Here is a 22,139-nt window from a genome sequence, read left to right as displayed (position 1 = left end):
GGGGCCTGTCCCTCCAAAGGCACGGCATCGATCACTCCATGCGAACGCCCAACAGAACTTTATAAAACCTATTCATTCATGCCATTGGAACTGCGGAATCAACGAATGACTTCAAAATTAGAACAATTGCTCTTACTGATGCTCTGCTTGCTGTCATGGAGCTTGGCGACAAAGACCGTTTCAGCGGCTGAGGTGTTGGTTCAATCGCCTTCGAAAAACCACTCGATTCGTTTTAACTTGATCGATGGAGTGCCCCACTACAGCGTCTCGTATCAGGACACCGTGATTCTCGCCGACTCGCGTCTGTCGCTGGACATCGATGGGGATCCGCGGGCAAAGCAATTTATGGTCGCAGGGAAACGGTCGGCTTCCCATCGCGGCAACTGGGTTCCTGTCGTTGGTTCCAAAGCATCCTATCCCGATGCTTACGACGAACAAGTCGTTGAGCTACGCGAGGCGTCTGGCATGAAGCGACGGCTGGATCTTACTTTCCGTGCGTACGACGAAGGCGTTGCGTTTCGTTACACCCTTCCTGAGCAGGCGGGCTTGGCCGACTTCACGATCAAATCGGAAAACAGCGAGTTCCAATTCACCGATGACCACAACGTCTATTGGGATGATTATCCGCAAGCGAAGTATTCGAAAGTGCGTCTGTCGGAAATGGGGGACCGTGGCATCCGGCCGTTGCTGGTCGAATGTGGTGCTCAATTTGTCGCGATCGCGGAAGCGGGAAGCCTGGAGCATTACGCGCCGATGATGCTGAATCGCTCGGGCGAGAATCGGTTGGTCACCCGATTCCGCCGCGGAACCGTCTCCGGCACGAGCCCTATGTCAACGCCTTGGCGGGTCGTCATGGTTGCCGATACTCCAGGGACCTTGGTGGAGAACCATTACCTGCTGCAAAATCTATCGCCCCCTAGTGTGCTGGGGGACACATCGTGGATCCGACCGGGAAAGGTTTGGCGCAGTAGCCTGACGACTGCGGGAGCCAAAGCGATCATCGACTACGCCGCCGCCAACAACTACCAATACGTGCACTACGACGCCGGTTGGTATGGTCCGGAACGGGATCCCAAATCGAATCCGCTGACCGTGATCGATGGGATCGATATGGCAGAGGTGATTCGTTATGGCGAGGAACATGGGATTGGTCTGATTTGTTATATCAACAAGATCGCGATGTCGGGGTATGACCTCGACAAGACGTTCCAAACCTACAAGGAATGGGGCATCCGGGGCGTCAAGATGGGCTTCGTCGATTGGCAAAGCCAAGCCGATATGGAGTTCCTTTATTCTGCGATTCAGAAAGCGGGCGAAAACCAGCTGGTCGTCGACATCCATGACAACTTCCGCCTTACCGGGATCGAAAGAACCTACCCGCATCTGCTGACGGTCGAAGGGATTCTTGGAAACGAGGAACACGCCGAGAAAGGGAACCCGCCGCAAAATGTCCTGACCACATCGTTCGCCAGGATGATCGCAGGCGCCGGCGATTACACGCCTTGCTACCTGAATGGTCGAGTGGTCAGTCGTTCGTTCCAGTTGGCGTTGGGGGTCGTTTTCTACAGCCCGCTGCAATACCTGCATTGGTACGACCAGGCGAACCAATACGCGGGCAAGTCCTTTCCGGAACTGGAGTTTTGGAAGGAGATGCCAACGACTTGGGACGACTCCAAAGTGCTCCATGGAGCGATTGGTAGCTACATGACCGTCGCAAGAAAGAGCGGCGATCGATGGTTTGTAGGAACCATTGTCAACGAAGCGCGAAGCCTCGACATCCCCCTCGATTTCCTGGGGCCGGGAACTTACACGGCGAAGATCTACGCAGAGGACCCGAAAGACAAAAAGCTTGTCCGCATCGAATCGCGCGAAGTCACCTCCAGTGACACGCTGACGGCAACGATGAGTGCTGGAAGCGGGCAGGCGATTTGGATCTCCGCGAATCCAATTGATTAGGGACTTGTCGCGTGAAGCGTCTCGGACGCATCGGTGTTTGTATTCCTCGTTGGCACTCCTGGAGGCACTGTTTAGGCGCGCGAGCGCCGAGGATGGGGCAAATCGAGGAAGTTGTCGTAACGATGCGTTTCCTGATCCGTTGCGAGGTAGGGGCACACCGTCTCAGGACGTTTGCCGGTCAATTCGCTTCGTTGGGGGAATGGGCCCGTGGATACTGCCGGCATTTGGCCGCAAGGTGAAGTGAGTTGCTCTGCACCGCCTCGAGGAATCACCTGAAACACGCCCACGCCCGATGTGCTCGGAGATCCCTTTGTCACCGTTTGTTGGCTCGGTTGTCGAAGCATAAACATATCCCAGGCCTTTGTGGGGCGTCGACGAGGATCGCAAGTCAACCGGTATCACCATCGCCACGCACTTAGTGAACCGATCGCTTGTTTTTTTCGTAATGTCTCCGAAGCAAACTCTCGTCTTCGGATTCAGGCATCCTCATGCATCAACACACGCACGAATTGACGCTCGGCGTTGCGTTCTTCCTCGGTGCGCTGCACGCACTGGAACCGGGACATGGTAAGACCGCGATGTTGGTCTACCTGTCGGGCGAGCGACGTAGCTATTGGCATCCGTTGGTGATGGGGCTCTCCAGTGGGCTGGCCCATTCGGTCTCCTTGATTGCCATCGCGATGGCCGTCCATTTGACGCATCATTTAGTGACCGGCGATCACCATCATGACAACGAGGCGATGACGGCGACGTTGCAGTGGATCAGTGCCGGTTTGGTTCTCTGCGTAGGAACTTGGATGTTGTGGGGCGCTTACCGCGCCAAACCGGCGAAGAAGTGTGGTTGCCGACATCATCGCGATGAAGATTACGATGCAAAACCACGCTCGGCAAAATCAAGCTACTCGATGAGTGCCCTGCTTGGTGTTGCTTTCGGCTTGCTCCCCTGCCCTTCGGCGCTGGCAGCCTACTTCACTAGCATGTCCACCGGTTCGCCCGTGGCGGCCTATGCCGTGATCGGTCTGTTCGCCGCCGGTATCGCCAGTTCACTCACCTGCGTCGGCATGTTGCTGCAACGATTCGGTGGCAGCTTGATCCGCGAAGAGAGTCGCCTGGCCAAACTGCCCTGGAACTACGTTCGCGCCATCCTGATCTTGGGCGTGGGCGTCTTCTACGCCGCGCGAGTCGCTATGGCGGGCTGAGTTCACGTTCCCTTTCAATCCTTTCTACGCAATGCTCTCGCTGGAACTTCTCGACAGATTCATTCCAGTGAGGAAACCCGGCTACAACCCTGACTGGAAGTTTGGTGGTCGTGCGACTATCGCTCACTTCCTTCTTCCGCACGGTTGCCCGCCGAAATGGGTTGGTCCGCGTTCAAAGAGATCCATGCATCTGGATTGGCAGCGATTGCGATGGTTAGTTCTCGCCACGACGACGCCATTTGTTCCGCCGGCATGAAGGGACGCTTGCCGTTGTTCCATTGGATCAACGTGTTACGGCGGTAATCGATGCCTAGTCGCTTGACGACTTCCAGCTCGTACTGCCGAATCCAATCCAATAGATCGAGCAACAGCATGGCGGTTGGATCGCGTTGTTGGGCGTCCGGAAATTGAAAGTCGGGTAGATCGTTAGTAGACCACGGCGGGCAATCCAAGCGAGACTTTGACGAATACTTCGGCGTGAAACCGTAGCGTTCGATAAACATTCCTCCCCGCAGGTCGTCACCGATGTAGATGCCGAACCCACGGAGCGTGATTCTCGTGCGATCGTTGATTGCCAACGTATAGACGCTGGAACATTCCTTGCGGTGTTCCGGAGGTGTGGTGCGCTCGAATCCGATCTCGAGCAACCAGTTTCCTTCGGGCCGCTTCACGTCTTGTCCCCAACACCAGATCTGTTGACTCAACAAACCGGTTGCCCAAACGCGGTCGATCATGGCGACATCTCATACAGGGGGACCCAATCGGGAATATTTTGCCGGCGCGATGCGTGCTGCTCCGCTGGCGCAGCTGCAATGGCGAACAGCCGACCGACCGCACCGGCACCGATGACAACGAGATCGGATGTGCCCGGTGGTGTTGGCATTATTCGGCTACCTTTGCGGCCGGCTTCGCCTCACAACATCCGCAGAGACATCCGTAGCTTCGGTTCAGCAGGTGAGCGGAGACCAGCAGGATGCCGCCCAGGGGTGTGATCCAAGGGGCGATTCCCGTCAGGAAGTTCGGCGAGACAACCGATGCGGTGACAAAGCTCGGATTGGATGGGTTGTTGCTTTCAGTCTCTGCGGTCGCGTTCACGGTGCAGTGTTCACAGCAGGCAGCCGCGCACGCCGTTGCAGCGACTTCGGTTCCGGCGGGGGACTCGCAAGCCGCACAGCAATCCCCGGCGAATCCGAACGCGGCGAAGGTGATCAGCGAAAGGCCGACGATCGCAATCGCGCCGGGCGTCCAACGACGATGCTTGCGAAAACCGGGCACAAACGCCGCCAGTGCGATCACAAAACAGGCCAACGCCATCCAGCGATGGAAACCTTCATCGGCGAGGAAACTGAGTCCCAAAGCTGGCAGGAACGCAATCACGAAAGGCATCGCGGCGCAGTGGATCGCGCATCCGATCGAGGCGACGATCCCGATCCAATCTCGCCATTCGAAATTGGCTAACGAGCTGTCCGCAAGCCGTGATTCCGATCCGCGCGGGCCGATCGATGTTGTTTGCATTGCATCATCCATGTTTAAACCTCCTCTTCCATCAGTTCTTCACCGGGCTCCAGTTCGATCCCCGGCAACGGGTCTTCAAAATTGGCCCAAAGTTCAGGGCCTTGTGTAAATTCCAGATCGGTCAGCAAGCAGGCGTCCAGAATGTTGGTGATTCGCTGTGGGGCCATCGCGTTTCCGATAAACACCAGTTCTTGATGCCGATCGCCATGTTCGCCGACGAACTTGGAACGAATCTCCGCGACCAACGCTTCGTCATCGGGCCATGCGTCGTCCGGCGCGGCGGCCCACCAGAAACCTGCGGGGTTCATGCGAATCGAGCATCCGGCCTGCGACCAGTCGTAAGCCCAGTCGTGACGCGAAGCGATCCACATCAAACCTTTGCTGCGAAGCACACCGCTGAATAAACCGTCGTCCATGTCCCCATCGAGCGCCTCGGTCAGTCGCTTGGGATGAAACGGTCGCTCGCTGCGGTAGACAAAACTCGAGATACCGTACTCTTCCGTTTCGGTCTCCTCCTGGCCGCGCGGAACGGCCAGCCATTCCGGTTGCGATTCGGCTTCGTCGAGCGAAAACAAGCCGGTCCCCATGATTTCCGCTAGTTCGCATCGGCTTTCGGTCGTGTTCAGGATCTTGGCTTTGGCGTTAAGTTTGCGGAGGATGCGGTTGAGTTGTTCGAGATCGTACGGCGATATCAGATCGGTCTTGTTGACGATAATCACGTTGGCGAATTCGACTTGGTCGACCAGCAGGTCCACGATGTTCCGGGTGTCATCTTCGCTCAGTCCCATCCGCCGGTCGGCCAGATCGTCCCAGGAACCAAAATCCTTCATGAAGTTGCCCGCATCGACAACGGTGACCATCGTGTCGAGTTCGGCGAGCATCGAAAGACTTTCCCCTTCCTCGTCCTCGAAGGTAAACGTCTCGGCGACCGGCAGCGGTTCGCTGATGCCTGTCGATTCGATCAGCAGGTAGTCGAAGCGGCCATCGCAAGCGAGTCGACGGACTTCGACAAGCAGATCTTCGCGAAGCGTGCAGCAGATGCAGCCGTTGGACATCTCGACCAGTTGTTCTTCGGTTCGCGACAGGTTCGCGTCGCCCGATTTGACCAGAGCTGCGTCGATGTTGACTTCGCTCATGTCATTGACGATCACCGCGACTTTAAGGTTGTCGCGGTTGGTCAAAATGTGATTCAACAGCGTCGTCTTGCCAGCCCCGAGAAAGCCGGAAAGTACCGTGACGGGAAGACGTTTGGTGGAAACCGAGGGATTCATTGTTGCGGCCCTGAAAAAAGGTTGGCGAAGCTGGTTTGGGGTGAGGCGTCAGCGATCGCGTTCTCGAGCCCCAAAGGTTGTGACCATGGCTTGCGAAGTTCGACCGGAATCGCGCGTCGTCTTGTCAAGCGTTCGCGGAACATCTGGATGAGTAAAGGTTGGTCGGTGCGGTCAAAGACGATGTGCGTCGCATCGCGCGCCGACAGGGCCCTCGCGTTGACCGTGGCATAGTCGTCTCCGCTGTCCTGGATCAAGACAACGACCCGTGTGCCATGAGGTAGTGGCGGCAGCGATGAAGCCGTCCGCTGATGCGACGCGGCGATCAGCAATGCGGACGGATCATCGCCGCGAAGCTGGGGCCCCAACAGGCAGACGAAAACAGCAGTTAAAATCGAGAGACGAAACACGCGAATTCTCCAAGGATAGAGACCGGGGTAACTACGCCGCAAATGCAATACGGTTGCATGTGCGGTGTGGTTCGGGTGCGGGCGATACTTTCTGACAACTTTCGTTCGTTCAACCGTCTGACGGGATTCCTGTGGCTCGGGACACGTTTCGACTTCCTCTGCGATCCGCCGACCGGGTTCGGCAACACTCGGGCGAGCGTCTCCGCGATGGATCGGATCGATCTTCGTTGGTGGTTTGCGACATGAAAAACGATTCACTGCCATTCAAATGCGAAAAGGATCAATGATCGGCAGCGACAACGTCCAAGTGTGGGCCGGTGCGGATCGCGATGCGACCATCGGCGGCAGCAATCTGCAGACGCACTTAGTGTGCAACTGTGCGGTTGTTGTGGTAAATCATGACGCCATCGCGTCGGTTGTCAACTCCCAGATGCAATCGAATTGCAAACGATATGTTTGGCTCCTTGAATCGCCATCGATTTCGCACGTGCAAAACCGTTGCGAAACCTTAAGGTGGAAGACTCTAAGGAATTTTCATGAGCCAACACGATGAATCGCTTGACTTGGTCAAGCGGTTCGCGATGCGGGGCTGCGAGCCACGCCGGCGCGGATTGCCACTTTGCAACTGCTTCGCCGGTCCTCTCAACCGCTGACCCATTCCGCAGTCGTCGAAGGGATTGCGGACGTAAACGTCGACAAAGCGACAGTCTTTCGCAGCCTCAACGACATGGCCGAGGTGAAGTTGGTGCGTCGAACCCAAGTCGGGGATCACGTGTGGCGATTTGATGCCATCGATCCCAATGACGAACACGACACCGGGCACCCCCATTTTTTGTGCGTCGACTGCGGCACCGTCTCTAGCCTGTCCGACGTCGAGCTGACCGCCCGAAGCCAGCGTGCCAGCGAGGCGGTTGGGGAAGTCACCCAGATTCTGTTGCAGGGGCATTGCAACGACTGCAAGTAGGTGGGAACCCCATTCGCCGTCAGAGCAAACGTATATCGCCCACTCAACGGACGCCCCATCAACTTTCGACATTACCTCGCCCAAGGGCAACGGGCTGAGTAACGATTTCCCACGCGAATTGAATGGTGGTGAACTTGAAGTCACTACTAGGCACGGTTTAACAAACGGATCTGGTCAAACAGAAACGCATTCGGCAACTTCCCGGAGTACCTACCAAAGTGCTCCAAGGAGGAAGAGAAATGCCACGCCATCGTTTCACAGATCGGGAGTTCAAGGCAATCCGTCATCTGCTACCCAAGCAGCAACCCGGTAAGCCGGGGCGACGGTGGAGCAACCATCGCACAATAGTAGATGGGATACTCTGGGTCACGAAGACCGGGGGCCCTGACGAGATCTACCTGAGCAACTGGAGAGATGGCAAACCGTCTACGCGAGATTTCGGCGATGGACCAAGGAGGGACTCTGGGACAGTGTTTATCAAACACTACTAAAGCGACTGGACGCATTGGAGAAAATTGATCGGTCGCTTTGGTGCGTTGACGGCAGCGTCATTCGGGCTCACCACAGCGCTTCGGGAATGAATCCGCAGAGCGAAGTGAACGATGAATTCGTGGCTTTGGGACGTTATCGAGCCGGACACTCGACGAAAATTCATGTGCGAAGCGATGGCGAGGGAACGTTGCTCGGGATCACGGCGACTGGCGGTCAACATCACGAATCGACGGAACTTGAGAATCTCATCGCAAGCCGTGAACTAGGTCGTCATCGCTACGACAGTCGTCCTGAAGTGATCGCAGGAGACAAGGGATACAGCAGTAACGCGATTCGCCAGTTCATCCGCGACCGTCAGATCAAACCGGTCATCGGATCGAAGGCTCACGAATCACGGGGTTGCGAATTTTGATCGCGAAGCTTACCGCCGCTGCAATATCATCGAACGACTGACCGGCTGGCTAAAAGAATCTCGCCCTGTGGCGACGCGATACGATCAACTTGCCTGTTCGTACCTTGCATTCGTTCAACTCGCCGCCATGCGGCGAGTGCTCAAACTGCTTTAATAGACAGTGCCTAGCGGCGAGGCCCTTGGCCAATCGGGGATGCACCGCCGCGCCCCATTCCTCGTCCGCCACCTCGATTGCCTCGTCCACCACTGCCAAAGCGGAAGGAACGCCCACTGACGCCACCGGCAAAGTCGTCTTTCTGAAGCGTGATTTCATACGACTGTTTGATCGCTTTGCAAAACGCGGGTGAGTCGCTGCAGGCGTAGTAGGTTGCCGTGAGTGTAATCGGTTTGGAGGTGTCCGCTCCCTCAATTTCGACCAGGAATTCACGCGGGCCGGTGTCGGTTTCTTGTGATACCCTCGGGGCTTCTCCGCTAGCGGGAGTGATTTTCGCGCCATTGAAATCGGTCAGCTCATACTTCAGAGGATCTGCGAGATTATTCCAATGGGTGTCGTAAAGTGGATCGAGGTGAAACCCGAGATAGATTTGCCCGGTCCCCGATTCGATCACCGAGGGGGCCACCTCGCAACGCAGTTTGGCGTAGAGTGGTTCACTGCTGGGGTGCGCCTTCACGACGACACCGGTGAGCTGTTCTGAAACCTGCACGCGAGGAAGTACCGCATCGGTCCGCTCTCTTTGAATTGTTGGCAGGTTCAAATCCGATGCGAGGGTTGGATTTGCAACCGGACCAACCAGCTTTGACAGTGATTCACGAAGCGTTTTTGAATCGCTCCAAGAGTTGAAATAAACCACCTTGCCTTGTGGATCGAGCACGCATTCCGAATTGGGGAGGTTTCCCATCGCCCAACGCATCTCGTTGTCCATGTTGTCCGCGAGCCAAGGCACGGTTGTCTTCAATTTTTCTTTGGCTTCGGCCACATGCATCAGCCTTTCGTCGAGGGAGAAAGGTTGCACATATCCGTTGTTCTCAGGATGTGCCAATGCACCATAGACGAAATAGAATTTGACGCCTTTGGGTTGATAGTCGCGAGCGACAGCTTCGGTCTCGTGATAGCTTCGCCAAAAGATGGGACAAGTTAAGCAACCGCGTACGAGCACGGTGTAGCTTCCGCTGGTTGCTGATGGAACGATAATCTCCGCTCCATCGTCTGCATACGTCACAGTGTTTGGAAACGGTTGCCCGACTTCGATCAACGGCGCGTGCTGCTGACTTCCTGCTTGACCACCATTCCTTTTTCCCCTGCCTTGCATCCCTCCGCCTCTGCGACCGCCTCGCATTGCTTCGCCCTGGCCTCCGCCAAACGGTCCAGCTTGACCTGCACCCGGGCGATCCGACTGGGCCGAAACCAGAGTTGGCTTGTAGCCGAATCCGAATGTCGCGAGCGCAAGCACAGCGGCAAGAAGATGAGTGGAACTATTTGTCGGCATTGTTCTATCCAATGTTTGATGTGGCAAAGAACTTCACGAAGGAGAGTTACGATTCAACCACGTTAAGCCGTTCGTGTTTCGCATAAAAACTCTCGATTTGAGCACAAACCTTGAAGACCAGTTCTACGGACGATGAGATTCGCTCGATCACGGGAGCCCGATCAAGCTGGAGCGGTACCGCCGTCGTCATTCCGACGCGTCCTGGTAGATGCGTTTGATGTGCCAATGCGTAGTGACGCTAAGACGTACCGTTGGGACGGTGCTTTCAAGACCGATACAAAGCCAGCCTGCTGACCGATGAGGCGTCGTTGTTGGCATGCAGCGGCTACGTGGATTTGAACCCAGTCGGGGCGGTGATGTGCGAAACGGACAGCCCATCAACGGACTGGAAGAGTCGCAGCGTTGCGGCAACCGTCCAAATCATTCGGTTCGTTGTGCAACGACCGCTGACTTCTGACGTTCAGAAATTAGATCCATTGCGTGCTCTTCACCCCATTTCTTCAGCAATTCCAAGATGGGTTGCAGCGACTTGCCATCTTCGGTCAGTTCGTATTCAACTCGCGGCGGCACTTCGGCATAGACGATTCGGTTAACCAAACCGCTGGCTTCGAGTTCGCGAAGCTGCTTGGTCAACATCCGCTGGGTGACGCAACCGATCTTCCGCTTGAGTTCACTGAAACGAAGCCGGCCGTCGAGCAAATAGAAAAGTACGATCCCTTTCCATTTGCCTCCAATCAGTTCCAGCGTCGCTTCAACAGGGCAGGCGGGCAACACGTAACTGGTGTGTCGGGGCTTGTTAGTGGTATCCATTTTGTGCCTACGTGTCCGGAATGTGTGTACTTGTTTGTGAAGTCGTACTCGTATTATTGGCATCGTGATGGCAAAAGGGAAATAGAGGCATTGGTAGTGGACGAGGTTACGAGTCCTTTTTCTGGCCCGGAGCGAAAGGGACTCGTGACCTCGTCCACTACGTCCGGTTGCTGTGAAAAGAGAAGGGACTCGTGACCTCGTCCACTACCTACAACAGGAAAAGTAAAAATGAAAGCGATGCTTATCAACGGCTATGGCGAAAACGCGACGTTCGAAGCGGCGGATGTTGCGAAACCCGAAGTGAAGGCTGGCCACGCGTTGGTCAAGATCGCCGCGTCGAGCGTGAATACGGTCGACACGATGATTCGCAGGATGGGAAAGGATTTGCCTCTATCGCCCGACACGCCCGCGCTGCTTGGGATGGATTTTGCCGGAACGGTGGAGGCCGTCGGCGAAGGGGTGGAAGGTTATTCTGTGGGCGATGAAGTCTATGGATGTGCCGGCGGGTTGGCCGATTTGCCCGGCACGTTAGCGGACTACATCGTGGCCGACAGCAACTTGATTGCTCACAAGGCGAAGAACCTGTCGATGCGAGAAGCCGCGGCATTGCCGTTGGTCGCGATCACCGCTTATGAAGGCTTGAAACGCGCAGGCATCCAACAAGGCCAGAAAGTTCTTGTCCATGGCGGCTCGGGCGGAGTCGGCCATGTCGCGCTGCAACTGGCAAAACATTGGGGCGCCGAAGTCTACTCGACCGGTGGCGGCGAGAAACAACTCGCGCTGATCGAACAACTGGGTGCAACGGGCATCAACTACAAAAGCGAATCGGTGGAACAGTACGTTGCCAAGCATACCGGCGGCGCTGGTTTTGACGTCGTATTCGACTCGGTGGGTGGTGGAAACTTGACGAACTCGTTTGAATCCGCGGCACTCAACGGTCATGTCGCAACAACTGTCTCGATGTGCGAGCTCGATTTAACCCCGGCTCACTTCAAGGGCTTGTCGTTGCACGTCGTGTTCATGCTGATTCCGATGCTGCACAACTTCCGCCGAGAACAACACGCCGAAATCCTCCGCGACTTGACACAGATATGCGAGACGGGAGGCCTCAAGCCTGTTCTGGATGAAGAACAATTTTCGCTCGAACAAGTCGGACAAGCGTATGCCCGTTTAGAGAGTGGGAAAGCGATGGGAAAAGTGGTCGTTGAGGTTTAACCAATGATCCTTTCCCGTGCCAAAGCTTAATCGTCCCACAAGAAACGTGTAACCAAGTCAATGACCGAAAAGGGGGAACCCTGACCGGCATCGACATGCACCAGCGAGGCTGAGTGTTTGCGCAGAGCATTTGCCCCGAGCCAATCGTCCGCGGGAAGGAACGGCCACACGCTGGCCCGTTCATTTTCTTTCACTGATATTCAATCTGCCGTCTTGCCCAGATCTATCGAGATTCCCTATGAAAGTACTCATTGTTCACGCTCACCATGAGCCACAAAGTTTTTCGTCGTCGCTTGCAAAACGCGCTGAGGAGAAACTTCTTTCGCTCGGTCACGAAGTCACCTTCAGCGATCTGTACGCGTTGAAATTTGATCCCGTCTCGGACCGTCGTAACTTCACGACGACCAAGGACTCCGGTTATCTCAAGCAACAGGCCGAAGAAGTTCACGCAACCGAAAACGATGGGTTCGCTCCTGACGTGGAAGCTGAAATGCAAAAGCTCGAAACTGCCGACGCAGTCATCTTCAGCTTTCCACTTTGGTGGTTTGGGATGCCTGCCATCTTGAAAGGTTGGGCCGACCGCGTTTTGGCAGCTGGGCGAATTTACGGAGGTCCCAAGTTGTTCGAAGGCGGCATTGGCGGGGGCATCAAGCGCGGTCTCGTTCTTATGACGACCGGCGGAGGGGAAGCGACGTATGGTGGCTGGGGAGTGAACCCAGCACTCGATCGAATTTTGGCACCTATTCAGCATGGCATTTTTTGGTTCAACGGGTTTCGTCCGCTGGATCCCTTCGTTGCCTGGTCACCCGCTCACATCGGCGATGCGGGCCGCCGAGAGCAATTGCAGGAACTTGATCGAAGGATGGAGTCGCTTTTCGATGAAGCTCTGTTGACGCTCCCGCCCCTTGCGGATTTTCCTGGCTCTAGCGTCGATACGAAAAACCGATTTCAGGTGGTCGTTCGATTCGTCAAACCCTTCGACGAGGAATTTCATCGACTGGTACCCGCCGAACACCAAATGATCGACGTATGGCGACGCGATGGACGGTTGCTCGAGTTTGCTCGTTCGGAAATGGACGATCCGAATCCGCGAGTCTTCATGACGTTGCGTGCAACCGACGCTGCCGAGGTCCAGGACTGGTTCGGACAACTGCCGTTAGCAGACTACCTTGAGGCTGAAGTCACCAAGCTTCACAAGCCGGTATAGCAACACGTTGCAAACGAAGAATATTACATTTGGCACGAAAGACGCGTAAGAATGACGGTGGATTACTGTTCGAGACTTCATCGCGGACCGTCTTGCCCGCCAGCAAAACAGTCACCGGGAGAAAGAGTGAGTACTGACGGCGGAGAGATCGCAAGTCCCGTTTCCTCAAACTCACGAGAGCTTTCCAAATTCTCTGAAATTTCGCCGCGTTTGACCCGAAGCGTCACCAACTCCAGCAATTTCGCCACTCTCTCACTTGAACCGCGGGCTGGCTATAGTCGGGCGCCATTTAACCCTTGCTCCTAAAACCAATCCCTAGCGACCCGAACAAAACGGCGATCGCCCTCAGGATTATGTAGGAGGGAACTCGATAGGGTTAACCATTTTTTGCGTAAACGGCGAACGTATTCGGTACGTACCAACCGCTTCTCGACATTTCGATTCGCTTATAATTCTCTAGCCAACATCGAGTCGTGTGGCAACGCAGCGAACACAAACACGGATCACCAGAAAAACGACAAAATGTTTATCGATAATCCCACCGAAGTCTGGAAGCAACTTCAATCAGATTGGATTGGTATTCGTGACGGAATCGACACCATTCGACAAGAAATCGAAGCGAGCGTTACTCAGTGGCAATATACGGATGACCAATTACTAATCCCTAATCATCCGCTCAACTGGTCCATCGATACGAGTGAATCGGACGGTTATTGGAAGGACCGCAAAACATTGTTTGGTCCCGCACCGAAGCAAGTTTATCGACAAGTAAAACATGGATTCGACCAAGACCATCGAATTGTGATAGCCCAGCGTGAATGGTACAGCTTTCTGGTCATGTACTCGGACACCTTTCATGACATTACAACAGCTCACAAATCAGACGAAGATGCTTACACCGTGAACCCGGAGCGTCCTCGGTTTACGCGGTGTAATTTGGACGAACGCCAGCGAATTATCAGTACCTACAAATATTCGCCTGCCGAGTCTGACCATCTGACAATCGAAATGTTTCAGTGGAACGATGATCGGATCGTAGCCTCATTTCGCCAGTCATTTGAACACAATGGAGAATTGCCAAACTGGGCGAAGGATGATTCCCCGGAAGTGAATGCCGCACGATTCCGGATAGTCACGCCGGAACTTCGCGAATTCATGCCATCCCAAGAGATTTTGACCTATGCCTACGACAAACTTGGGATCCTACAAAGCGTGCAAAGCGAGGCAACGCACAAATCCCGTTCGTCGACGGTTTACACTCGAAATACCAACGACACGATCGAGTCGGTATCGCTGGAGTTACAACCACTACTTGTCAAGCAGATTGCCGCGACGCTTAAGAAGGCAAAGAAAGCACATCCACTTCATCGCGTCGCACTGATCTATTCCGCCGAGCATGCCCATTGCGGCTTACCGACCTCAGTGGCATGTCGGTCGAATTTGGAGTCCGACGCGGACCGATTCGACATCGAAGCATTCCCCGTCGAAGCAGTTTGGCCTCCTGAAAAGCGAACCGGCCAAACACTGCGAACCCTAACAAATCGCCTGCTAATCGCAGTGGACGCTTTGCCCGAGTTCCGGGATGTTGATGCACCACAGCCATTTCGTGAATTGCTTTGGAAGGTGTGCCGCGATCTGCAGTCACAACTTAGTGGCGAAAAATGGATTGATTCTGATTTCGCTATTTATCCACTGGATGACCATGGCGATGTTGATGCAATGGAAGATTTTGAGAAGTCACGAGCATGATTTCACTTGCGTCATGCTCGGTTGAAGCAGCCGTCCTCAAAAATGTCCCGCATTCTTATGGCGTTCTGAAACCGTTTTCAACGACGACTTCGTCGAGCGGGAGTTGGCCAGGCTTTGGCCAGGCTTCTTTGGTGCCTTTGCCGATCGCAACCATTGGTCCCATGACGTGATCATCCGGAAGATTGATGAGCTTGGCGACTTCTTCGATGTCGAAGCCGATCATCGGGCAGGATTGGTAGCCCATGCCTTGGGCGGCCAACATCATGGTTTGCATCGCCAGACCGATCGAGCGTTGGGCTTCGTCACGCTGCAGCCACTCGCGGCCTTCGTGGAATGGCCCCATCCAGTTGACCAACATTTCGGCCACTTCCTTTGGCGCGTTCGCAAAGTAGCGCGACGGCTCTTTCTGCCACGCTTTCATGTCGGCAGTGAACAGGACCAGCAGCGAGGCATCGGTCATCTGGGCTTGGTCGTTGCCAAAGTCTTTACGGATCTTCGCTCGCAGCTCGGGATCACGCAGGATGACGAACCGCCAGTGCTGGATGTTGAAGCTGGTTGGAGCCTGGATGGTAGTTTCAAGCAGTTCTTTTTCCTCGGCAGCCGTCATTTTGTGGTCGGCGTCGAAGTGCTTGATGGCTCGGCGGTTGAAAATGGCGTCTTTGACTTGCATATCGGATGTCTAGATGGTGAGTTGAGATTTTTGGAATCCAGGAAAATGGTTTTGTATCGGACGTTTGCGGCTAGGGCGATTCTAGGAACGTTGACCACTTTCTTCGGATAGCACTCCGGGACTTCATAACCTGGAGGTCAAATAGTACAGAGACACGAGAGGCCTTTGTCCGAGATCTCCCCCGAGACCGCCATCGCCGGACGCCGATAGTACTTTTCCTGAGACAACCGGAGAGAACTTTTGCTGGCCAGCGTCGACGTAAGTCCTTACCAGACTGCGGTAAAGCACGAAAAAAGCCGGCGTCGGTCATGAAGACCAACGTCGGCTTGTTCGTTAACCTGTCGGATTGGTTTCAATCCGACGGGCATTTGGAGTTGCGGGAGCCAGATTCGAACTGACGACCTCGAGGTTATGAGCCTCGCGAGCTACCGGGCTGCTCCATCCCGCACAGGTATCTTCGGCATTCGGCGTGCCAAAGTCAAGGGCTGATGGAAATTTAAATTGGATCGCAACCAAAACTTCATCGTCCATCCTTCGTGCTGCAGTGCGGCGAGCCTGCGGAATCCAAGAATACAAAGGAATTTACTGACTCAAAGTCGAATGCGCGTGCGGCAGCGCGATGTTCGAAAAGCGTTCAGTGGAAGACCGAAATCACGCCGGTCGTTCGCTCTGGGATGGCTTTTGAGGGCACGCATGTCGCGACCGGGGGGCCTGAGAGGGAGATCGTGTTCCGTCGAATGGAGTCTTTTTCCAGTGCGCTGTTGCGGTGTGCCGCCGATCGACCGAGAGCCCCAGAACGTCGGTGCCTGCGAAGCGAGACGACTGGAGCGATGGGGTGCGTCGGTGGCCAGCGTCCTGGCTGAGAATCGGAACGCAGTTGTCGTAGACCGGTCAAAGGTTGACTTTATTCGAAAAATCCGTTCCGTTGTGGATTGAATGTTTTCTCTTGCATTCGCCGTGGATGCTATCTTGCGTAGAATGTAGGAGTTCCCGCTTCGTGTGTGCGCTCGATTCGGTCTGTGGGCGACCGGACCGTGGAGGCTTCCGTCGCGGTCCGTTATTTGCGGCGATCGATGTCGGAATCACTCATCTTCGTATGGTCTATTGAGGTTTTTTTGTGGCTCAGTCCAGCGCATCAAGCGATCCACCGCCGTCTGCGACGCCACCGCCTCCGCCACCGTTACCCAAACCGGTTCCGGTTCGGCAGTCTCCCCCCGTTCGACAGCCCGCTCCGATTGCAGCTCCCGCGTCGGTGGATGCTGTCGGCGGAGCCCGCTGGCGTGGTCAGAACGTGGATGGAAATCCCGTTCCTCCGTCCCCAAATGAAAAAGCCCGCGCCGCAGTGACCGCGTCGAAGCTGCCCGAGGGAAACGCCGAGGAGGAAGCGAAGGATTTCCTGGAGGTGGAAAAATCGGCACCCGCGTGGTTGATCAGCCTGGTCGTGCATTTGGTGGTGTTGCTGCTGCTCGCCCTGTTGACGCTGCCTGGTTCCGCGGGCGTTGGCCGGTTGTTGATCGAATTGGGAGTCTCTGAAGAACAGGAAGAGGTCGACCTGGCTGTGTTTGACCTCGATAGCAACGATGCACCGGAGACGCTCGAAGCGACCGAGATGACGGAATTGGCGGAGGTCCAGGTCGATAACTCGTTTGAACCGATGGAGTTGACCGAACTTGCGGCGCCGGTGGAGATTGGATCGTTCCAAGCCGAGTTGGCTGCCGGGGCGGCCTTGTCGGGACGTACGGGGGCGATGAAGCAAGCGTTGTTAGCGACGCATGGTGGCACCCAAGGAACCCAGGATGCCGTCAAGCTGGGGCTGGAATGGTTGAAACGGAATCAACAACGTGGTGGCTTCTGGAGCCTATCGGGACGCTACAGCGACGGCTCGAGCACCGAGAACAAACCGGCCGCGACCGCGATGGCGTTGTTGGCGCTTCAGGGCGATGGCAACACGCACCTGACGGGCGAATACAAGGAACAGGTCTCCGCCGGGATCAAGTGGCTTGTGGGGCATCAAGATCGCGAGGGAAGCTTTGTCACCAAGTCGCAGGTTCCCAGCCATCAAGCTTTGTACGCACAAGGTCAATGCACGATCGCGATTTGCGAACTGTACGCGATGACCAAGGATTCGTGGCTTCGCGAACCGGCCCAACGCGCCGTTAATTACGCCGTGGAAATCCAATCCAAGGAAGGCGGGTGGCGGTACTATCCTCGCCGCGAATCGGATACGTCGGTGACCGGATGGTTTTTGATGGGGCTGAAGAGCGCCCAGATGGCCGACCTCGAAGTTCCCGGTTCCACCTTTGCCAACATTGGCTATTACTTGGACACCGTGTCGCATTACGACGGTGCGGCCTATTCCTATCAACCGAACACCGCACCGGGCCAAGCGATGACGGCCGAAGGGTTGTTGTGCCGACAGTATTTGGGCTGGAAATCGGATCACCCTGCACTCATCGAAGCGGTATTGACGATCGACGCCAAGTACCCGTTTGTGCTTGAAGAAAAGAACTTCTACTACTGGTACTACGCTACGCAAGTGTTGCACCATTTCGGCGGGCAACCGTGGCGGAATTGGAACGGCGTGATGCGTGAGGCGCTGCCCAAAGCCCAAGTGAAATCGGGACGCGAAGCGGGCAGCTGGGCTCCGCAAGGTTCGCGATGGGGTAGCACCGGAGGTCGGCTTTACACGACCTGTCTGTCGTTATTTTGTTTGGAAGTCTATTACCGGCATATGCCGTTGTACGGCCATCAAAATTGACGCGACGTAAAAAGATGTGACAGCGCATGAAAAAGCGGCCGGATGCATTTGCATCAAGCCGCTTTTTTATTGTTCCAACGACCGGCGTCGCTGGGCTTTGAACCGTCAGTCTCCCGCAAACGTTCCTTTTAGTAAGTGAACGTCAATCCCAAGTCGAGACCGTGCATGAAGAAGCTGTCGGTGTCGAATTCAAAAGTGGGCGTATTGGTTCGCGTCGGGGCGTTGATTCCGGCTTCGGTGCGAGTGCTGTCGATGCGGTTGTCGATGTGGTTGCCTGCCAAAGCGACGTCGGACCACATCATCAGGCTGTAGCCAACATTCACGGTCGCACATTTGCAAACTCGGTAGCCCAGTTTGACGTTTGCTTCGGGAGCAAAGGTGAAGCTGTCGCGTTCGTAAACGCCTTCGTTACCCTGAACCAGCAAGCCGCGGTCGCCAGCGACCAGAGTTGCACCGCCGACAGTTTCGTATCGCGAGCTGCCATCGATCCGAACACGTTGGTTCATATTGCCCAAGTGTACTTTGGTCAGCGAGCTGAACATGAAGCGTCCCTTGACGACTTGGGTCTCGAAACCAATCTGTCCACCGTGGAAGGTGTTTTCCGCTTCGAATGCATCGCTGAAGTCATAGATGTTGGCCGGGGACAGGTTGCCCGCGACGGTATTGTTCACGGTCGAACGTCCCGATAGATGAATCGAATCGTCCAACGAATGGAAGGTGTAACCACCGATCAGGTCGACGCGGAAGTCGGCGGTGCGTGCCATCAGGGCACGTCCGTAAACTTCGCTGCCGATGAAGTCCAATTCACTGGTCGCCGTTACATTGCCGGTAACAACCTGACCGCCACCAAGGTCCAATCCGATCGGCAACAATCCAAACGTGCCGATAGCGATACCCAGAGGGTCTCCACCCAACGGTGGAAGGGCAGCGGTGTCGAAGAAGGGTACGCCGTACGAGGGTCCACTTCCGTTGGAGTTGACGCTGACCGTGTTGGCACCATTCCAAAGGCCATAGATTCGGCCGCCGATTCCGTAGGTGTGATCGTCGTCCAAGTAGCTACCGAAATCGATTCGGTTGCCGACCATCATGTCCGACTGGATCCCGTCTTGGCCACCAAACAGGACGCTGGTTCCGGAGTTGTTGAAGTCAGGTACAACGGGGCGGACACCAAAGTTCTCATTGCTGCTGATCAACGCCGGGCTGTCGCGGTCTTCGGCCCACCACAACAAAGCTTCCACACGGCCCCAGGTTCGGCCCCTCGATTGCCCACCGAACAATCCGGTCAAGCATCCGCTTTTGCCGCCGATGCTGTCGCAACCGTCGTCGTATAATTCATCACAGGCGGTGTCGCATCCGGTGTAATAGCTTTGCGGCACGCTGCTGGCCATCGGTCGTGGTGCGTTGGTCGCTTGCGGTACTGGCGGCGTGTGTGTGTGTTGTGTTTCGGAAAGGTCGCCCACATGGGCTGTATAACCAACAGAGTTCTTGTAACCTTGAGCCTGGCCGGGTTCCCCCGCCCATGCTGAGACTGTTCCGGCGAGAACAGCGGCAACGGTCAGCCAGATGTTTGTACGTTTCATTTTCTTTCGGCTCGCATTTGCGGGATATTTGCCACGACTGGTACCATTGAATCGACAAGCACAAACAGAAATTCCAGATCAATCCGAACGCGAAGAATAGACAACCCAAACAACCCATATTACACGTCGCGTTTGACGCACCTTACCCAGACCACCGCCAGTAACCGGGTTATGATGGCGATTGATATCAGCTAGCTCATGGAAAACGGTATGTCTACCAGCGAAACAGCCCCCGACGATTTGGAAAATGCCAATGATTCGGAACCAACGCCAGTCGCCCAAGATCCGCAAGCGCCCGAGTCGCGCGCCGACAAGGATGTGCCTTTAAAGAGTTGGTTGGGGATGGGGGCATCGACTCGCATCCGCCGTTGGCAGCACAGTTTGCAAAAGATCGCGGAATGGGAACCGCAGCTGATTGACGAATCCAATGAAGCGATCCGCAAGCGCAGTTTGGCGTTGCGGTACCGCGCTAAATCGGGCGAATCGCTCGCATCGCTGATGCCCGAAGCGTATGCGTTGGTGCGTGAAGCCGGGCGTCGAACGCTGGGCATGCGACACTACCAGGTGCAGATGATCGGTGGGATCGCGTTGCACGAAGGCTGTATCTCGGAGATGCAGACGGGCGAAGGAAAGACGTTGACGGCGACACTGCCGCTATACCTGCACTCCTTGCTCGGCAAAGGGTCCCATTTGGCGACCGTCAACGATTACTTGGCCAAACGCGATGCGGAGTGGATGACGCCGTTGTTTCGCACTCTGGGCGTCAGTGTCGGGATCGTGCAAACCGAATGCGATCAAGGTCAGCGTCGGGAGGCCTACGGCAGCGACATCACTTATGGAACGGCCAAAGAGTTCGGTTTTGACTTTCTACGCGACCGCTTGCTGTTGCGAGCTCAAAACCGAGTCCAATCCGACTTCCTCGGCGACGGCGAATCGAATTTCAGCGGCGGTGGTGGCGACAAGCCGGTGATGCGAGGGGTGCATTTCTGTTTGGTCGATGAAGCCGACAGTATTTTGATCGATGAAGCGCGGACTCCTTTGATCATTGGATCGATCGAAGATCAAGTTCGCGAACAGATCGTCCAGGCTTACCAATGGGCGGCACGTCACGCGCCGGAATTTGTCGAGGGGGAACACTACGATATCCATCCCGATTCCAAACAATACGAACTCACCGGTCGTGGCCGTCAGACGGTCCGTTCGCTCCCTCGCCCCGATCTCATCCGCACGGTCGGATTGGTCGATCTTTACGAATTCATGGAACGGGGCGTGAAGGTGCATCAGGAGTTCTTCTTAGACCGGCACTACGTGGTCCGTGATGATGAAATTGTGATCGTCGATGAATTCACCGGACGCTTGGCCGAAGGGCGAAAATGGCGTGACGGCATCCATCAGGCGATCGAGGCCAAAGAGGGGATCGAGATCTCGGTTCCGACCGGTCAAGCGGCGCGGATCACGATCCAAGATCTGTTCCTTCGATACAAATACCTTGCCGGTATGACCGGTACTGCGGCGACGTCGGCCCCAGAGTTGAAGAAGATCTACCGAACTCCGGTCGTCCGCGTGCCGACCAATCGCCCCCCCCAACGGGTTCCGTTGAAAGATCGCGTGTTTGGCGACATGCATTCGAAATTTGTGGCGATCGTCGATGAAGTGGTGGAGATGAACCAATTGGGACGCCCGGTGTTGATCGGCACCCGTTCGATCGACAAATCGGAGTTGTTGTCGCAAATGCTGGACGACAAAGGGATCAAGCACGAAGTCCTCAATGCGAACAAGGTGGCGGAGGAAGCGGCGATCGTTGAACAAGCGGGAAAACGCGGCCGCGTGACGGTGGCCACGAATATGGCTGGCCGTGGTACCGATATCAAAGTTCCCAAAGATGTGGAAGCCGAAGGGGGGATCCATGTGATCTGCACCGAACTGCACGATTCGGCTCGCGTCGATCGCCAGTTAATCGGGCGCTGCGGTCGGCAAGGGGACCAGGGTTCGTACCGCCAGTATCTCTCATTGGATGATGACATCTTGAAGAACGGTTACGGGCCGGTCAAAGCGGCGCGATGGAAGCAGATCGGTGCCGACAGCGGTGGCAGCGTGCAGAGCTATGCCGGGCTATTTCGTAAGGCACAATTGAAGGTCGAGAAGAAACACTTCCGCGACCGGATGGTGCTGCTGCATCACGAACGGGAACGCAAAAAGATGCAGCGTGAAATCGGCCAGGATCCCTATCTGGACACGCCGGATTGATCCCATTTGGGAAACGTCCGAGCGCGTTTGTCAAATCCCCGTTGCCTAAGATCGACGTGCCGCAGGCAACTCGGCCGTAGGGCAATGCGGCTGCAGCTTGGGTGCGAATTTCGCTGCGAGGCTCCTTTCCAATCCGCGCTGCCTGCCAATTCGATAAATTCGTCGGCGGGACGGCTCTGGTTATGGATTCTCCCTTGCAT

The 22,139-nt window shown here is 55.6% G+C and carries 18 protein-coding genes, 1 tRNA gene and 1 pseudogene; 10 read left to right on the top strand and 10 right to left on the bottom strand.

Going from position 1 to position 22,139, the window contains the following annotated elements; genetic code table 11:
* Window positions 1-105 precede the first annotated feature (105 nt).
* On the top strand, window positions 106-1,956 hold the full coding sequence (locus Poly24_RS14985) for a glycoside hydrolase family 97 protein (RefSeq protein WP_145096851.1): 1,851 nt from the start codon (window positions 106-108) through the stop codon (window positions 1,954-1,956).
* A 488-nt stretch (window positions 1,957-2,444) separates the two neighbouring features.
* Entirely contained in the window at window positions 2,445-3,155 is a 711-nt protein-coding gene (locus Poly24_RS14980; protein ID WP_145096848.1) for a HoxN/HupN/NixA family nickel/cobalt transporter, read from the top strand.
* Between the two features lie 116 nt (window positions 3,156-3,271).
* Here the strand turns inward: Poly24_RS14980 and Poly24_RS14975 are convergent, their stop codons facing one another.
* The 5 genes from Poly24_RS14975 to Poly24_RS14960 are packed head-to-tail and all read right to left on the bottom strand — an operon-like array spanning window position 3,272 to window position 6,348.
* Window positions 3,272-3,889, bottom strand: a complete 618-nt coding sequence (locus Poly24_RS14975) for a hypothetical protein (RefSeq protein WP_145096845.1) — start codon at window positions 3,887-3,889, stop codon at window positions 3,272-3,274.
* Window positions 3,886-4,038 carry a hypothetical protein gene (locus Poly24_RS27085; protein WP_197451924.1) on the bottom strand — a complete coding sequence of 51 codons (153 nt, stop codon included), beginning with the start codon at window positions 4,036-4,038 and terminating at the stop codon, window positions 3,886-3,888. The genes Poly24_RS14975 and Poly24_RS27085 overlap by 4 nt, the downstream gene beginning before the upstream one ends.
* Window positions 4,038-4,682, bottom strand: a complete 645-nt coding sequence (locus tag Poly24_RS14970) for a MerC domain-containing protein (protein ID WP_231753157.1) — start codon at window positions 4,680-4,682, stop codon at window positions 4,038-4,040. The genes Poly24_RS27085 and Poly24_RS14970 overlap by 1 nt, the downstream gene beginning before the upstream one ends.
* A gap of 2 nt (window positions 4,683-4,684) precedes the next feature.
* A complete protein-coding gene (locus Poly24_RS14965; protein ID WP_145096842.1) occupies window positions 4,685-5,941 on the bottom strand; it encodes a GTP-binding protein in 1,257 nt (418 codons plus the stop codon).
* Window positions 5,938-6,348, bottom strand: a complete 411-nt coding sequence (locus tag Poly24_RS14960) for a hypothetical protein (RefSeq protein WP_145096839.1) — start codon at window positions 6,346-6,348, stop codon at window positions 5,938-5,940. Before Poly24_RS14960 ends, Poly24_RS14965 begins: the two co-directional genes overlap by 4 nt.
* A gap of 619 nt (window positions 6,349-6,967) precedes the next feature.
* Between Poly24_RS14960 and Poly24_RS14955 the strand changes: the two genes are divergently transcribed.
* From Poly24_RS14955 to Poly24_RS14945, 3 genes and pseudogenes are all read left to right on the top strand, one after another.
* On the top strand, window positions 6,968-7,312 hold the full coding sequence (locus tag Poly24_RS14955) for a Fur family transcriptional regulator (protein WP_231753156.1): 345 nt from the start codon (window positions 6,968-6,970) through the stop codon (window positions 7,310-7,312).
* A gap of 239 nt (window positions 7,313-7,551) precedes the next feature.
* Window positions 7,552-7,803, top strand: coding sequence for a transposase (locus Poly24_RS27860; RefSeq protein WP_145096833.1), 252 nt, complete (start codon window positions 7,552-7,554; stop codon window positions 7,801-7,803).
* Window positions 7,713-8,216 (top strand): annotated as a pseudogene (locus tag Poly24_RS14945) (IS5 family transposase); the annotation flags it as partial. The gene Poly24_RS27860 and the pseudogene Poly24_RS14945, both read left to right, overlap by 91 nt.
* A 164-nt stretch (window positions 8,217-8,380) precedes the next feature.
* Here Poly24_RS14945 and Poly24_RS14935 read toward each other — a convergent pair.
* Window positions 8,381-9,436: a hypothetical protein gene (locus tag Poly24_RS14935; RefSeq protein ID WP_197451923.1), complete on the bottom strand. Its 1,056-nt coding sequence runs from the start codon at window positions 9,434-9,436 to the stop codon at window positions 8,381-8,383.
* Window positions 9,437-10,123: 687 nt separating this feature from the next.
* On the bottom strand, window positions 10,124-10,513 hold the full coding sequence (locus Poly24_RS14930; protein WP_145096823.1) for a winged helix-turn-helix transcriptional regulator: 390 nt from the start codon (window positions 10,511-10,513) through the stop codon (window positions 10,124-10,126).
* 228 nt (window positions 10,514-10,741) lie between these two features.
* Between Poly24_RS14930 and Poly24_RS14925 the strand changes: the two genes are divergently transcribed.
* From Poly24_RS14925 to Poly24_RS14915, 3 genes are all read left to right on the top strand, one after another.
* Window positions 10,742-11,728 carry a zinc-dependent alcohol dehydrogenase family protein gene (locus tag Poly24_RS14925; protein WP_145096820.1) on the top strand — a complete coding sequence of 329 codons (987 nt, stop codon included), beginning with the start codon at window positions 10,742-10,744 and terminating at the stop codon, window positions 11,726-11,728.
* 130 nt (window positions 11,729-11,858) lie between these two features.
* Window positions 11,859-12,935, top strand: coding sequence for an NAD(P)H-dependent oxidoreductase (locus Poly24_RS14920; RefSeq protein WP_197451922.1), 1,077 nt, complete (start codon window positions 11,859-11,861; stop codon window positions 12,933-12,935).
* A 522-nt stretch (window positions 12,936-13,457) separates the two neighbouring features.
* Window positions 13,458-14,684 (top strand): hypothetical protein, encoded by a 1,227-nt coding sequence (locus Poly24_RS14915; RefSeq protein ID WP_145096816.1) that lies wholly within the window; start codon window positions 13,458-13,460, stop codon window positions 14,682-14,684.
* A 55-nt stretch (window positions 14,685-14,739) separates the two neighbouring features.
* Here the strand turns inward: Poly24_RS14915 and Poly24_RS14910 are convergent, their stop codons facing one another.
* Together Poly24_RS14910 and Poly24_RS14905 are read right to left on the bottom strand one after the other, a co-directional pair.
* A complete protein-coding gene (locus tag Poly24_RS14910) occupies window positions 14,740-15,354 on the bottom strand; it encodes a nitroreductase family protein (RefSeq protein WP_145096812.1) in 615 nt (204 codons plus the stop codon).
* 374 nt (window positions 15,355-15,728) lie between these two features.
* Window positions 15,729-15,802 (bottom strand) — tRNA-Met (locus Poly24_RS14905).
* Window positions 15,803-16,471: 669 nt separating this feature from the next.
* Between Poly24_RS14905 and Poly24_RS14900 the strand changes: the two genes are divergently transcribed.
* The gene (locus tag Poly24_RS14900) at window positions 16,472-18,112 is read left to right on the top strand and encodes a prenyltransferase/squalene oxidase repeat-containing protein (RefSeq protein WP_231753155.1); all 1,641 of its coding nucleotides are present in this window, start codon (window positions 16,472-16,474) and stop codon (window positions 18,110-18,112) included.
* Between the two features lie 128 nt (window positions 18,113-18,240).
* Here the strand turns inward: Poly24_RS14900 and Poly24_RS14895 are convergent, their stop codons facing one another.
* Window positions 18,241-19,692: a BBP7 family outer membrane beta-barrel protein gene (locus tag Poly24_RS14895; RefSeq protein WP_145096808.1), complete on the bottom strand. Its 1,452-nt coding sequence runs from the start codon at window positions 19,690-19,692 to the stop codon at window positions 18,241-18,243.
* 210 nt (window positions 19,693-19,902) lie between these two features.
* Here Poly24_RS14895 and Poly24_RS14890 point away from each other — a divergent pair, with 210 nt between their 5' ends.
* Window positions 19,903-21,939, top strand: a complete 2,037-nt coding sequence (locus Poly24_RS14890; RefSeq protein WP_231753154.1) for a preprotein translocase subunit SecA — start codon at window positions 19,903-19,905, stop codon at window positions 21,937-21,939.
* Window positions 21,940-22,139: the final 200 nt, after the last annotated feature.

The sequence above is a fragment of the Rosistilla carotiformis genome (assembly GCF_007753095.1).
Classification (GTDB): Bacteria; Planctomycetota; Planctomycetia; order Pirellulales; family Pirellulaceae; genus Rosistilla; species Rosistilla carotiformis.
Note: the sequence above shows the minus strand (reverse complement) of the source record. Positions and strands in the feature narration are given on the sequence as shown.